The sequence below is a fragment of the Streptomyces viridiviolaceus genome (assembly GCF_014650995.1).
Lineage (GTDB): Bacteria > Actinomycetota > Actinomycetes > Streptomycetales > Streptomycetaceae > Streptomyces > Streptomyces viridiviolaceus.
Map to the genome: position 1 here is coordinate 1 of NZ_BMWA01000016.1, position 13883 is coordinate 13883.

The window sequence follows — 13883 nt, forward strand, 5'->3', positions numbered from 1 at the left end:
CTGTGCTCCAGGGAAGGCGAGTGGATCAACGGCCAGCTGCTGATGAGCAACGGCGGCATCGCATAGAGCCCGACCGCTCGTTGGCTCGGCTGTCGGCCGGAGCGATCTGACGCATCGGCAGCGGTGGCTTCCCATCCGGCTCATGATCCGGAATCCGTGACATGCCGGCGGTGGGGCCGGGAGCGGCGAGGGGGCGAAAAGCCGGGACCGGTCCCGTGAGGAACCCCGGAAGTCCCCCGTCGTCTTCGCCCGCCTGCTCACCTTCTTCGACTAGCGCCTGCGCCACCTGCTGTTCCGGTGGTTCAAGTGGGTGGCCAACGCCCTGCGCGCGCTGCCCGAGATACCGTCGGCCGGCCTGCGCCAGTGGCTGATGCCCTACTGGGGAGGGCCGCTGCCGCTCATCGGGAGCGGTGGCCAAACCACTCGGCGGACTGACGCCGGTGCTCTTCTCACCGGCCGTGAGCGCCGCCCGGTCCGTCGCGGAAGGTCTCGTGACGCTTCTTCACGCCCCGAGGCCCGCTTGCGGAGTTCCGCGTACGTGGCTCACTGGTCGGCCACGAACAGCCGATACCCGACGTCGATGGTGTCGAGCGTGAGCAACTCGGCGTGACGTGTGTGCCAGCGGCCGGTCGCCAGGTCCTCCGCCAGTCGGGCCAGGCCGTGCTCGACGGCGTCGTCGCCCAACTGGGCCAGCATGGAGATCCCCGCACGTACCTGCGGGTCGAGGTAGGCGCTGGGCCGGCGCCAGTAGGCGGCGCCGAAACCGTCCACGCAGTCATGGGGGACTCGGACAGGCTCCTGGCGGGCCCCGCCGAGCAGGTCGGCCAGTTGGTCGGTCGGGGTGGCGCGCGTGTCGTCGAACGCGGCTGCTTCGGGGAGGTAGTCCCGGACGAGCCAGAACCGCTCACGGAAGACGCGCTGGTCCCACGTCAGGACGACGATGCGGCGGCGGGCGACCCGGCGCAGTTCGCCGATGCCGGTTGCCAGGTCGGCCCAGTGGTGGACGGTGAGCAGGGCCATCGCTGCGTCGGCGGCGTTGTCACGAAGCGGCAGCTGTTCCGCGACCGCCCGCACGGCGGGCGCCGATCCCGGGGGGCGCTGGTCGATCATGACTCGGCTGGGTTCGATCGCGAGGGCCGTCTGCGGCGGTTCGTACGAGCCGGTGCCCGCTCCGACGTTGATCACGTCGGTGGCGTCCCCGAGTGCAGCGTGGATCTGCACGGCGATCCGGGGATCAGGCCGTCGTGTCCGGGCGTACGTTGCGCCGAGTGAGTCATAGGCCACCATGCCCGTCAGTATCGTGTCCCGGCGGAGAAGATCTCACGCGAACCGGGCCGAGACCGCCTCGTTTTCGGTGTCAAAAGGCCCTGGATCGCGGGCCTGGACGTGGATAGGCTGGCCATACGGATGATCTTGAATTGCCGAGGGGGGACTGTTCTTGTCAGCCGCACGGAGATCCTCTGCCGGCTGACCGGGGCGTTCACTCCGTGATCAGGGCGAACTGCCACCGAACCGTCGTACGGGAGACGCCGACGCATGAGTACGCCACCACCGACACCTGAAGCGGCGCGGGCTGACGGTTCGTCCGTCCTGATCGGCGCTCTCGTTCCGCTGACTCGCCCCGGATGGGTCGAGGCGGGCCGACACCTGCTCGCCGGCGTCGAGTTGGCCGTCCGCGAGGTCAACGATGCCGGCGGGATCGCCGGAAGACCACTCGAGTTGGTGGTCCGAGACACCGCGGCCGATCCACACAGGGCCGCGGCGGCCGTGGACGAATTGGCCGGCCTGGGCGTGGCTGCCTTGGTGGGGGAGTACCACAGCGTCGTCGCTCGCGCCGCTGCCACCAGGGCCGACGCCCTCGGCCTTCCGTTCCTCTGCTCGTCAGCGGTCCTCGACGCGCTCACCGAACAGCCGACGGAATGGGTGGCGCGCCTCGCCCCGCCGCAGTCCCGCGGCTGGCAGATCTACGCGGACTTCCTCCTCGGCGCGGGCCACAGCCGCATCGCCGTAGCAACCCAGCCGAGTGTCTACTGGGCATCCGGGACCCGCATTCTGCGGGACCACCTCGCTCCACGCGGCGGCAGCGTCGTAGAGCTTGACATGAGCGCGCTCACCCCTGCGGCCGTGTGCGACGAACTCGTCGACAAGCGCGCGACAGCCCTCCTTCTTCTGGTCGGCCACCCGGAGCCGGCCGTGCCGATCGTCAGGGCCGTCCGCCGCGACCAGCGCCTCGCCGAGATCATGATCGGCGCTCCGGCCGGGCAACCGGAGCTCGCCGCATGGGCGACGACTCTGGGCACCGACGGCGCCGCGATCCCGTTCTTGCGCTACCTGCCCGAGCGTCTCAGCCCACTTGGCGAACGAGTCGGGGCGGCGCTCCGCGAGCGGCTGGCCGAAGCACCCTCCTTCGTGGCCTTCGAGGGCTACGACACGGTCACCGTCCTCGCCGAGGTGCTGCGTTCCCACGGCGCGGACCGGGCGCGCACTGCGGCATCCTGGCCGCACGTTGCCGTCGACGGCACCCGCGGGCAGATCCGGTTCTCGCGTGCGCCGGGCATCAGCGTCTGGCAATGGGCTCGGGCGCCGATCCAGGTCGTGGACCGGCATCCGGCGGAGCCCGACCGCTTCCGGATCCTGCACGCCGGCTGAGGGGGGCGCAAAGTCGGCTCAGCGCACCTTGGCCAGCTTGTCGGCGATCGTGGTGAGCAGGGAAGTGCCACAGGCGGCGAAGCTGTCCGCAGCCCAGCAGACGTAGCCGTCGGGACGGATGAGCAGGACTTCGGCGCCCAGTCCATCGGTGCACGTGGCGCGGACGAGGTCGACCCGTGGCGGGAGCCGGAGGTCGGCCGGGACGGTTCCGGCCAGATCGAGCAGGACGGCGTGCCCCGCGGCGAACAGCGTCGACAGCCGGGTGGGGCCGGCTGCGGTGACCAGCTCGGCGTCCGGCACGCGCTGTCCGGCCGGCGGAGGCTCGCCGGGCAGCGCGTGGCTCAGCGCGAGACCGGACATCAACCCGGCGAGGTGGCGGTTGGTGTCGGGCAGGCGCATCAGGTCGATGAAGATGTCCCGCAGGGCGGCCACGTCCGTGCTCGGGTTCGGATCCGCCAGCACGCGCTGCGCCGACGTGTGATGCAGCACCTGGGCTGCCGCCGGGTGCCGTTCGGCGTGGTAGCTGTCCAGGAGGCCGTTCGGCGCGCGGTCCTGGACGGCTGCGGCCAGTTTCCAACCGAGGTTGAACGCGTCCTGGAGGCCGAGGTTGAGACCCTGGCCGCCCAGCGGCGGGTGGATGTGTGCGGCGTCGCCCGCGAACAGGACACGGCCCACTCGGTACTGCTCCAGCTGCCGGGTGGCGTCGCTGAACCGGGACGCGTTGTCCACGGCGGCAAGGGTGGTTTCGGGGCCGTACAGGGCCCGCAGGGTGGCGGCGATCTCCTCGTGGGTGACGGGGGTGTCCCGGCCGGTGTCCGTCTGGTCGGCGCGGCCGAAGGTGATCCGGTACCGGTCGCCGCCGAGCGGGACGAGCATGGACCAGTAGCCGCCCACGTGACGGGTCAGGGAGCTCATGTGCCCCATCCGCCGCGGCACCAGCGATGACACGGCGGACAGCCGGATGTCGGCCAGCACCGCCTGATGGGTCCCGGGCCGGCCGGGGAACGGCAGCCCGAGCAGTTTCCGTACCGTGCTGTGGCCGCCGTCGCACGCCACCAGACAGTGGGCCCGCACCCGAAGACCGTCCGCCGTCACGACCACACCGTCCTCGTGTTGCTCGACCCCTGAGACGGCGGCTCCGCGCAGCACCTGCGCGCCGACGGCGGTCGCCCGCTCTTCGAGCACCTCCTCGATCTCCCATTGAGGGATCCCGATCGGAAAGGGGTGCCTGGTCCGCCAGGGCGCGCAGTCCAAGGGCACGGGCAGCGCCGCGAAGTGCCCGCCCACCGGTTGACGCGGCAGGGCCCGCTGCTGCAACGGCTCCAACAGCCCCCGCAACTCCAGCAGTTCGGCGGTACGGGGCTGGATCGCGCCACCCTTCACCTGCTCGATGCGCTGGTCCAGCTTCTCCAGGACCAGGGTCTCGACCCCGGCCAGAGCCAGTTCGTACGCCAGCATCAGTCCGGTCGGGCCTGCGCCCGCGATGACGACCTCCGTCGACCGCTCTGTCAGCACTCTGACTCACTCCCTATGATTTCTTTCCTCGGTATAAATGTATACCAGGTGCGGAAATATCCTCAGGGAAGTCGGCTGCTATGGTGTGGGCCGTGGACGGCAAGCCAGGACTGCGGGAACGAAAGAAGCAGCGGACCCGCGCGGCGATCTCCGACGCGGCGATCGCATTGTTCCTCGAGCACGGCTTCAACCAGGTCTCGGTGGCTCAGGTGGCCGAGGCGGCCGAAGTGTCCAAGCGCACGCTCTTCGCGTACTTCCCGACCAAGGAAGACCTCGTGGTGCATCGCCTCGCCGATCACGAGACCGAGGCCGCACGCGTCGTGCGGGCCCGCACGCCCGGCACTGCCCCGCTGACGGCGCTGCGTGAGCACTTCCTCAAGGGGCTGCAGGAGCGAGACCCGATCACCGGACTCAATGACCATCCCCAGGTGCTTCGGCTCACCCGGATGATCCTGGACGCGCCCTCGCTGGTGGCTCGCATGGATCAGTTCAAGACCAGCGCCGAACGCGCACTCGCCGAGGCACTGCGGGAAACGGCGGACACCCCCGAACTCACGGCGAGGTTCGCCGCCGCCCAGATCGTCGCCGTCCAGGGGGTGCTGGCCCAGGACAACGCCAGACGCCTGGCGCACGGAGAGGCGGCCGACGCGCGCCATACGGGTGCCGTGGCGGACGCGGAGCTCGCGTTCGCGCTGTTGGAGAACGGCCTGCGGCAACTGTCCTCACGGCACTGACGCGTGGCGTGCGGACAGCGAGCGTCGGGGACACCCGGTGCCGTGCAGTCCGTGGACCGGCCACCAGTTGGTCAGACTCCCGCACCACGGGCGATGCGGAACAGCACATTGGGGCGCAGCGGTCCCTCGGGCACGCCGGGGTCGTCGAAGTCCTCGGCAGGATCCCGGGTCATGCCGATCCGGCGCATCACCGCCTGAGAACGGAGGTTGGTGGCCGTCGTCACAGCGAGGATCTCGGGAACTTCGAGCGTGTCGAAGCCGTAGGCCAGGACCGCCAGCGCGGCCTCGGTGGCGTAGCCCTGACCCCAGGCCGACCGGGCGAGCCTCCAGCCGACCTCCACTCCGGTGAACGGCATGCCGTCATCCACGTCGTCCAGGCCCGCGAAGCCGATGAACTTGCCCGTGGCCCGCACCTCGACGGCCCACCATCCGTAGCCTCGCCGGTCGAAATCCGCCTGGAACCGCGCCACAGAGGCATCGCTCTGTTCACGTGTGAGCAGGTCGCCCAAGTGCTCCCGGACCTCCGGATCGGCGTTCATGACCGCCCATGGCCCGAGGTCGGAGTCACGCCATCGACGCAGGGTGAGACGATCGGTGTGGAGTTCGGTCATGCCCCCACCCAACGTGAGCTGTCCCGCCGGGGCAATCCCTTTTCTCAGGGAGGTCGTTCACGCCGGTGACCGTCGGGACGCCTCCCACGCACCTGGGCGCCCCGACAGGCCCGACCGCTGACGGTGGAACTAGCTCTGCGGGACGTCCTTGACGAACACGATCCCGTCGCTGTCCGCCAGGTGCGCCGGGTCGAGCGGGGCGTAGCCGAACCAGGGGGACACCCGGTGCGCGGGCAGCGTGTCGCCGAGGGCGGTGACCAACCGTGGGGCGTCGACCACGCAGCGGTCCTCCGGGAGCGCGTACAGGAGCCCTTCGACGGTGTCCGGCGGTGGCGCGTCCACTCCCTGGTGCCGGATCGTGCCGAGGGCCGTGGCCACGAAGGCGTACTCCTCGCGGAGCTGGGCGTTCACCAGCGCACCGGCGCCCCACCACTCCAGCGGCTTCCCGCCCATCCGCATCGTGCTCTTCCTGCGCTGCAGATGGGAGTTGTGGCCGTGCACGAGTGCCGGGCCCCGGGCGGCGAGGGCGAGGATGTTGCGGGCCATCATCTGGTCCCGCACCCCCACCAGCCGGGTCATGCGGGCCGGCGAGGTGTCGGCCATCCAGTAGTGGTAGCGCAGCAGGCCGGTCGCGGTGCGCCCGTACAGGCACGCCCGGTCCCAGTCCTCCCGAGAGGTCGTCGCGAGCAGGTGGGGCATCTGCTCGTCGAGCAGCGCCACCAGGTCGTCGGCGAGCAACCGCAGCTCCCCAGTCTCGACCGACCGCCCCACGGAGTGGGCCGGGTCCATCATCGCGGCGGGATCGGACCACCGGTCGTCGGTGCCGAGAAGGCGGTCGAGTGTCTCCGCGGTGCAGGGGAGCAGGTCCGCGTCGACGCGGGCCGCGAGGTAGCCGTGGAGTGCGGTGAGGGCCTGCCGGGGGCTCGCGGCGCCGGTGATCTCCAGCGGGCCGTCGTAACCGGCGAAGCGCAGCAGCTCGGACGCCGGCCGGCCGTCGTTGTAGGAGCGCATCCAGCGCACGAGTTCGCGGTTGGCCGCCGAGACGCCCCAGCCGTGGCTGAATCCGTGCTCCATGACCTCGTCGAGGCTGCCCGTGCCCGAGGTGACGTAGTCGTCCACGACCAGGCCCGTCATGCAGTCGCTCTCGATCGCGATCGTCCGGTAGCCCTCCTGCTCGACGAGCTGCCGGAACAGCTCGTTGCGCAGGTCGAGCAGGGTGTCCTCGCCGTGGGTGGGCTCCCCCAGGGCGAGCAGCCGGGGCCGGGCGGGGAGCAGCCTCATGACGGCGGCAGCCTCGACGGCATGGGCGGTGTCCTTGATGTCAGTCGCCATACTTAAACGGTATCGTTGAACCTTCGGTTGAAAGTTTCCCGCGATATCGTCGGCGCCATGGGGCGGAACCTTCAAAGCGGTGAGCGACTGCGGCCGGTCGATCTGGCGCGCGGACACGGTCTGTCCACGCAGGCGATCCGGAACTACGAGGAGGCCGGCATCCTTCCGGCCGCCGGTCGCACACCCCACGGCTACCGCACCTACACCTCGCTCCACGTGGTGGCCCTGCGGGCGTTTCTCGCCCTGGTACCCGGCCATGGCCACCGGACGGCGGCGTCGGTCATGCGGGCCGTGAACCAGGGCGCGGTCGACGAGGCGTTCCGCCTCATCGACGAGAGCCACGCCCAACTCCTCGACGACCGGCGGACCCTCCAGGCCGTGGAAAGTGCCCTCCACGACCTGGAGCCGACCACGGCGTCCGAGCCGGCCGAGGTGTCCGGACCCGGCGGCACGTTCATCGGGCCGCTGGCAGGCAACCTCGGGATCCGGCCCGCGACGCTGCGCAAATGGGAGCGCGCCGGGCTGGTGCGCCCGCGCCGCGACCCGCGGACCGGCTACCGCGTCTACGACGAGGCCGACGTCAGGGACGTCCGGCTGGTCCACCAGCTCAGGCGGGGCGGCTACCTGCTGGAGCAGATCGCCCCGCTGATCGCCCAGGTGCGGGCGGCCGGCGGGCTGGAGCCGCTGGAGGCCGCACTGTCCGACTGGCACGGTCGGCTGTCCGCCCGCGGGCGGGCGATGCTGGCCGGGGCCGCGGAGCTGGAGGCGTACCTCCGCCGACGCGGTCGGGACTCCGCGTCCGACGACGGCGTCGAGGGCTGAGGACGAATCCGCCGATCGCAAGGACGCACTCCACGAAGGGGATGCGCGCAATCCACTGGGCGCCCTTCACACAACCCCGACGGTTCCTGCGCGCCCGAGGGGGAGACCCTCGGGCTTGCGTCGCCGCGCTCATCGACCACTGGGCGGCCGTCCTCGCTCTCCCCGCCTTCGGCGGACAGGGCGCCGCGCCTTCCGCCGGGCGCGGCCTGGACCCGCATCGAACGCGCACCTGCCGGACGGGCACCGGGGCGGTCAGGGGAGTTCGTAGGCTCGGGCGAGTGTCTCCACGGTGACGGCCATGGCCTGGCGCAGTTCGGGCGGTGCGACGACCTCGACGTCCCCACCGAGCCGGAGCAGCTCGCCGCGGGCGTGCTCGGTGCCCTCGGTGGGGATGACCGCCTCGACCCATCCGCGGTCGCCGATGGGGACCGCGGTGGAGTCGACGGCCCGTACCACCTCCGGGGGGACGTTGTCGGGCAGGCGCCGGCGTCCCTGTGGGGACAGACGGATGGTGGCTGTGCCGGTGTAGCGGCGTGCGTGGAAGTCTTCGAGGTAGGAGGCCCAGTAGGCGCCCAGGTCGAAATCCACCGGGCGGTCGAACCGGTCGTCGCTCAGTACCGCGTCGAGGACCTGGGCGACGCGGTAGGTCGCAGTGCCCCGTTCCGTCGCGGCCACGGCGTACCAGGTTCCGGATTTGAGGACCAGGCCATAGGGCCGGAGGCGGCGATCCACTTCCTGCGGGGCACGCCAGCGTCGGTATCGCACGTCCACCGCCCGCCGAGTGAGTACCGCATCGACGAACAAGGGGAGATGCGGGGGCTGTTCCGGATCCCGGTACCAGCCGGGGGCGTCCAGGTGGAACACCGAGGCGACCCGTGACGCCTCCTCGCGCAGACCGGTCGGCAACGCGGCGAGCAGCTTCAGCCGGGCGGCCGTCACGTCGGCCGCCAGGCCCAGGTCGGCGGCGGGTCCGGGCAGTCCGGCGAAGAACAGTGCCCGTGCCTCGCCCTCGCTCATCCCGGTCAGACGGGTGCGGTAGCCGTCGAGCAGCCGGTAGCCCCCTCCGCGGCCCGGCTCGGCGTAGACCGGAAACCCCGAGGACTGCAGGCGCGCCAGGTCACGGTAGGCGGTGCGCACGGACACGTTCAGCTCGTCGGCGATCGCCCGCGCGGAGACGCGGCCCCGCGATTGCAGCAGCAGAAGAACCGAGAGGAGCCGGCCGGCAGACATGCGCCCATTCTCCCCGGAAACCCTGCCAGGAGCTGTCACACGGTTCTCCTATCGTCGCTCCACGCCCGGGTCCGGCCGAACGAGCCGGTTCCCCATCCGCAGAGCATGGAACAGGAGCCTTGCCGTGCCCACCGACATCCTCGGCCCGCCGCCTGCCGTGATCGAGCTCCGCCAGTACACGCTGCGCCCCCGTCGACGCGACGAGCTCATCGAACTGTTCGACCGGGAGTTCGTCGAAAGCCAGGAAGCGGCGGGGATGACCGTGCTCGGCCAGTTCCGCGACCTCGACGACCCGGACCGCTTCGTCTGGCTGCGCGGATTCCCGGACATGGCGGCGCGTCACCGCGCGCTCGCGGCCTTCTACGGAGGTCCCGCCTGGTGCGAGCACGGGCCCCACGCGAACGACACCATGGCCGACTCCGACGATGTCCTCCTGCTGCGCCCCGTGCCGACCGGAAGCGGCTTCGCGGGACTCTCGTCCGCTCGGCCCCCGGTCGGTGCTCCGCCACCGGACCGGTTCGTGGCCGCCACCGTGTGGTCCTTCCCTCCCGGACGGCACGACGGCATCGCGCTGATTCGGGACGGCCTCCTCTCCGTGCTCCGCGAGACGGGGCCCGCGCCACTTGCCTTCCTGGTCACCGAGCCCGCGCACAACACTTTCTCCCGGCTGCCCGTCCGCACGGGCGAGAACGTCGCCGCGATCTTCACCTCGTACCCCGACGAGAACGCGTACCGTCGGCACCTCACCGACATCCGGGTCCATCCGCCGGCACGGGGCGAGATCCTGCCGGCCGTCGAACGCGAACAGACAGCGGCGCCCCGGGTACTCCGGCTGGCACCCACCGGCCGCTCGCTCATCTCCTGACTGCTGGGCCGACGAGCCGGGAGGAACGCGGCGGAGCCGGTGGAGGCAGGGATGCGTCAGAGGCCGGGAGCGGCCGCGCCGGCCGGGCCGCTGTCCTCGGGGAAGCTTCCCTCCGGGCCGAGCGGACTGCCCTCCCACAGGAGGACCTGCCAGCCCTGGGCGGGCGAGCCGGAGAGAACGACGACGCCGGTGTTGCCCAGCGGGTGGCCGGACGCGTACGCCACGTCGACGTTGCCCGCCCGAGCGGCCACCCACATGCGGATCGCCGCTCCGTGACTGACCATGGCCACCGTCTTCGCCCCTGTTCCCGCCGCCTCGGCGACGACGGCGTCGAAGCGGCCCAGAGCCTCCACGCCGTTCTCGCCACCGGGCATCCTGCGGCCGGTGTCCCCCGCGGACCAGGCGAAGGCGGTGGAGAGGTAGGCGGCGGCAGCGTCGTCGTCGCCACGCATCTCCAGCTCGCCGGCGGCCAGCTCCCGGATGCCGTCCCGGACCTGAACCTCCAGCCCCGTGGCGGCGGCCAGGGGCTCCGCGGTCAGCTGGGTGCGCACCAGAGTGGAGGCGTACAGGGCATCGATCTTCTCCGCCGCCAGGGCCTGCGGCAGCGCCGCGGCCTGCTCCTGCCCCAGCGGTGTCAGCCCCGGACCAGGTGCCGCGGTGTCCAACAGGTGCTTGAGGTTGGACGGGGTCTGGCCATGGCGGATCAGCAGCAGACGCATACGGGGAGTACCTCCACAGGATCGGGCAAGTCCCTCCACTCTGCCACCCGAGCCCTCCGCCCCGGCGCGCGGGGACCGACGCCGGTCGCCTCTGCGCGCGGTGGCGGGGCCGTGCCGGGATCGCTCGACGCCCCGGCGGCGGGCGGGATGCGACCGGTCCCGCCCGAGGACCGGGGCAGGACCGGGCCGCATCCGAACCCGCACTGACCGGTCTCCCTCACCTTGGAGGGCCAGGGAGCAGCCGGGGACTACGGCTGTGGCCGGCGGTCCGGTTTGCGGGTCACGGGCTCTCGCTCCGGGATCGTGGCGGTCATCTGCTCCTCGGGGTCGAGGATCTGGTCGCCGTACAGGTCCTGCAGCCAGTTGGTCTGGTAGATGGTGTCGAGATAGCGCTCGCCGAGGTCGGGCGCGATGGCCACCGCCGTGATGTCGCGGGCGTCGTGACGCGACAGCCAGTCCGTCGCGCCGCTGACCACCGTGCCCGTGGAGCCGCCGAACAGGAAGCCGCGCCGGGCCATGCGGTGGCAGGCGCGGATGGTCTCCGCCTCCTCGACCTTGATCACCTCGTTGACGTAGGACTCGTCGAGCAGCGGAGGACGCATGCTCATGCCGAGCCCGGGGATCATCCGGCGGCCCGGTTCGCCGCCGAAGGCCACCGAGCCCACGCTGTCCACGGCGACGATCCGCACCGGCCGGTGCCACTGCCGGAAGTAGCGGGCGCAGCCCATCAGGGTGCCGGCCGTGCCCGTGCCGATGAACAGGACGTCCAGGCGCGGGAAGTGACTGGCGATCTGCTGCGCCGTCGTGCGGTAGTGCGCCCGCCAGTTGCCGGGGTTGGTGTACTGGCTGAGCCACACGTACCGGCTGTCGGAAGCACAGAGCGAGCGGACGTACTCGACACGTGTGCCCAGGAAGCCGCCGTTCTCGTCCGGGTCGGCCACGATGTGCACCCGGCTGCCGAGAGCCTCCATCAGCAGGCGGGTCGACAGGTTGCAGCGGGAGTCCGTCACGCACAGGAACTTGTAGCCCTTGCTCGCGGCGATCATGCTGAGCGCCACGCCCAGGTTCCCGGACGAGGATTCGACGAGGATGGAGTCCGGTTTCAGGATGCCGTCCCGCTCGGCGCTCGCCACCATCTCGTTCGCGGCCTTCAGTTTGATGGAGCCGGCGAAGTTGAATCCCTCGCACTTCAGGTAGAGGGGGCATCCGAAGATCGGCTCGAGGTCGACGAAGAGGCGGCCTTCGTTGAAGTCATGGGGAGCGGATATCACGGGCACGATGGGCCTCCTGGTACCGGAGAAGGGCAACGGTCTCAGCCGTACCGGCGCAGGTCGTGGAAGAAGTTGTCGATGAGACGGAGGTTTCCCGCCCTGGCTGCCTCGTCGTAGACGTACTTGCCGACGGCGAGGTCGAGGACACCGAGTCCGAAGGGCGAGAAGACCACCGGCCGGTCGGGCGGTGGCGCTGCCCGCCCGAGCATCACGTCGTTGAGCGTGCCGTTCAGGAAGTCCCGGCTGCCGGTGCGCTGTTCGGTCAGGTGGGGAGAGGTGCCGGCCTTCAGGCAGTGCTCGACGTCGTCGACGAAGTTGGCCGAGGCCAGAAGGACTTCGGGGGCGAGGTCGCGCAGGGACACGTGCAGGACCAGCGGGTTGTGGTCGAACAGCGAGGGGTCGGTGACGTGCGGTTCGCCTGCGACGGTGGCGAAGACCACGAGGTCGCTGGCGCGAATGAGGTCCTCGGCACTGTCGTGGACGGTGATCTCGGCGGCGGTACCGCGCTGCCGCAGGTAGCCGCAGAAACCGGAGGCGCTGTCGGCGGCGAGGTCGTGCACACCGATCGTGTCGAACGTCCAGCCGGTGCCCGCGAGGAACGTGTGGATGTACCGGGCGATCAGCCCCGTGCCGATGAACCCGACACGGCTCGGACGGGGCCGGGAGCGGCTGAGCCAGTCGGCCGCCAGCGCGGCGGACGCCGCCGTCCTGGTCGCGCTGATGATGGAGCTCTCCAGACAGGCGAACGGGTAGCCGGTGCCGGGGTCGTTGAGGATGAGGACCGCGGAGGCGCGAGGCAGCCCGGCCCGCACGTTGTCCGGGAAGCTGGAGATCCATTTGAGGCCGTCGACGCGCACCGACCCGCCGACGGAGGCCGGCAGCGCGATGATCCGCGCGGTGGGGCGGTCGGGAAAGCGCAGGAAGTAGGACGGCGGGTTGACCGAGTCACCGGCGCCGTGCAGCCGGTAGGTGGCCTCGACCAGTTCGACGATCTCCTTCTCGCGTCCGTGCAGGGCTTGCTGCACCTGTTCACCGGAGATCACCGCGAATGTCGGCGCCGGAGCCATGTCGGGCATGGCAGGCTGCGTGGCGGTGGACAACAGGTTGGTCATCGCTGGCTTGCCTCCGAGGTCGGGTCGCAGTCGGCCAGGCGGTGGGGCTCGGCCATGCCGACCAGCACCTGCCGCTCTCCGGTGAAGGGCTCCCGGCTGTGCGCGGTGCGGATGTTGTCGACGAGCAGCAGGTCACCGGCCTGCCAGGGCTCGCGTCGGGTGTGCTCTTCGTAGGTCTCGTTGAGCAGTCGGACGGTGTCCTCGCCGATCGGGCTGCCGTCGCCGAAACGGGTGTTGAACGGGAGCCCGTCCTCGCCGTAGAGGTCCACGAGGTACTCGCGTACCTCCGGGGCGAGCGTCCACTCGTTGAGGAAGGCGATCTGGTTGAACCAGCAGTCCTGCCCCGTGACAGGGTGCCGCACCACGGCCGGGCGCCGCTGCGTCGTGCGCAGGGTGCCGTCAGGCTGCCAGGTGAAGTCGATGTCGTTGGCCCGGCAGTAGCGCTCGATCTCCGTGCGGTCGCCGGTGCCGAACGACTCCTCCAGGGACGCCCCGATCTCGTCGGTGTAGGAGCGGGTCAGCAGCCAGCCCTCGCGCGCGAAGCGTTCCCTCGGCTCGGTGGGCAGCGCCTGGAGGATCCGTGCGGCGTCGGCGACCGCCGTCGCCCCGCCCCGGTCCGGCGCGGTCAGGCACGCGAACAGCATGAGACCGGGAGCCGCGAGCGTGTAGCTCAGCTCGTGGTGCATGCACATCGGCTGGTTGGCCGGCCAGGTCGTGGAGGAGTAGAGCCCCGGGGCGAACTCCTGGCGGGGGGCGAAGGACTCCCGCTCCGTCATGAGGCCGCCGGTCAGGCGGGAGAAGACGGCACCGACCTGATCCGTCTCCCGCAGCCCCAGTCCGCGGACCAGGAGTGCCCCGTGTTCGGTGACCTGGGCGCGCAGCGCCTCACGGTGCTGCTCCGTCCAACTCGTCACGTCCGCCGGAGTGTCGATGTGTGCCACCGCCGGTGCGTCCGGGCGCAGCTCCACGTCGAGCGGGGCTGCGAGGGATGAGGTCGACATCTCGGTTTCCTTTCGGTTGCCC

13 protein-coding genes and 1 pseudogene are annotated in these 13883 nt (G+C 71.0%); 5 read left to right on the forward strand and 9 right to left on the reverse strand.

Annotation, left to right across the window (positions count from 1 at the left end):
- Positions 1-220: 220 nt before the first annotated feature.
- Positions 221-466, forward strand: a pseudogene (locus IE260_RS43090) (hypothetical protein); the annotation flags it as partial.
- Positions 467-543: 77 nt separating this feature from the next.
- On the opposite strand, the gene IE260_RS23480 reads toward IE260_RS43090, so the two are convergent.
- Complete coding sequence (locus IE260_RS23480) at positions 544-1287, reverse strand: methyltransferase domain-containing protein (RefSeq protein WP_189875047.1); 744 nt, start codon at positions 1285-1287, stop codon at positions 544-546.
- 249 nt (positions 1288-1536) lie between these two features.
- Here IE260_RS23480 and IE260_RS23485 point away from each other — a divergent pair, with 249 nt between their 5' ends.
- A complete protein-coding gene (locus IE260_RS23485) occupies positions 1537-2649 on the forward strand; it encodes an ABC transporter substrate-binding protein (RefSeq protein WP_189875049.1) in 1113 nt (370 codons plus the stop codon).
- 18 nt (positions 2650-2667) lie between these two features.
- Here the strand turns inward: IE260_RS23485 and IE260_RS23490 are convergent, their stop codons facing one another.
- Positions 2668-4164: an FAD-dependent monooxygenase gene (locus IE260_RS23490; protein WP_189875051.1), complete on the reverse strand. Its 1497-nt coding sequence runs from the start codon at positions 4162-4164 to the stop codon at positions 2668-2670.
- A gap of 92 nt (positions 4165-4256) precedes the next feature.
- Here IE260_RS23490 and IE260_RS23495 point away from each other — a divergent pair, with 92 nt between their 5' ends.
- The gene (locus IE260_RS23495) at positions 4257-4898 is read left to right on the forward strand and encodes a TetR/AcrR family transcriptional regulator (RefSeq protein WP_189875053.1); all 642 of its coding nucleotides are present in this window, start codon (positions 4257-4259) and stop codon (positions 4896-4898) included.
- 71 nt (positions 4899-4969) lie between these two features.
- On the opposite strand, the gene IE260_RS23500 is transcribed toward IE260_RS23495, so the two are convergent.
- Together IE260_RS23500 and IE260_RS23505 are read right to left on the reverse strand one after the other, a co-directional pair.
- A complete protein-coding gene (locus IE260_RS23500; RefSeq protein ID WP_189875055.1) occupies positions 4970-5509 on the reverse strand; it encodes a GNAT family N-acetyltransferase in 540 nt (179 codons plus the stop codon).
- Between the two features lie 129 nt (positions 5510-5638).
- Positions 5639-6841 (reverse strand): erythromycin esterase family protein, encoded by a 1203-nt coding sequence (locus IE260_RS23505; protein WP_189875057.1) that lies wholly within the window; start codon positions 6839-6841, stop codon positions 5639-5641.
- 57 nt (positions 6842-6898) lie between these two features.
- Here IE260_RS23505 and IE260_RS23510 point away from each other — a divergent pair, with 57 nt between their 5' ends.
- The gene (locus tag IE260_RS23510) at positions 6899-7663 is read left to right on the forward strand and encodes a TioE family transcriptional regulator (protein WP_189875059.1); all 765 of its coding nucleotides are present in this window, start codon (positions 6899-6901) and stop codon (positions 7661-7663) included.
- A gap of 252 nt (positions 7664-7915) precedes the next feature.
- Here IE260_RS23510 and IE260_RS23515 read toward each other — a convergent pair whose 3' ends face one another.
- Complete coding sequence (locus IE260_RS23515; RefSeq protein ID WP_189875061.1) at positions 7916-8893, reverse strand: helix-turn-helix transcriptional regulator; 978 nt, start codon at positions 8891-8893, stop codon at positions 7916-7918.
- A gap of 124 nt (positions 8894-9017) precedes the next feature.
- Between IE260_RS23515 and IE260_RS23520 the strand changes: the two genes are divergently transcribed.
- A complete protein-coding gene (locus IE260_RS23520) occupies positions 9018-9758 on the forward strand; it encodes an NIPSNAP family protein (protein WP_229881119.1) in 741 nt (246 codons plus the stop codon).
- Between the two features lie 56 nt (positions 9759-9814).
- Here IE260_RS23520 and IE260_RS23525 read toward each other — a convergent pair whose 3' ends face one another.
- From IE260_RS23525 to IE260_RS23540, 4 genes are all read right to left on the reverse strand, one after another.
- A complete protein-coding gene (locus tag IE260_RS23525) occupies positions 9815-10477 on the reverse strand; it encodes a histidine phosphatase family protein (protein WP_189875065.1) in 663 nt (220 codons plus the stop codon).
- Positions 10478-10725: 248 nt separating this feature from the next.
- A complete protein-coding gene (sbnA, locus tag IE260_RS23530; RefSeq protein ID WP_189875067.1) occupies positions 10726-11754 on the reverse strand; it encodes a 2,3-diaminopropionate biosynthesis protein SbnA in 1029 nt (342 codons plus the stop codon).
- A 35-nt stretch (positions 11755-11789) separates the two neighbouring features.
- A complete protein-coding gene (sbnB, locus tag IE260_RS23535) occupies positions 11790-12860 on the reverse strand; it encodes a 2,3-diaminopropionate biosynthesis protein SbnB (RefSeq protein ID WP_189875068.1) in 1071 nt (356 codons plus the stop codon).
- Positions 12857-13861: a TauD/TfdA family dioxygenase gene (locus tag IE260_RS23540; RefSeq protein ID WP_189875070.1), complete on the reverse strand. Its 1005-nt coding sequence runs from the start codon at positions 13859-13861 to the stop codon at positions 12857-12859. Before IE260_RS23540 ends, sbnB begins: the two co-directional genes overlap by 4 nt.
- Positions 13862-13883: the final 22 nt, after the last annotated feature.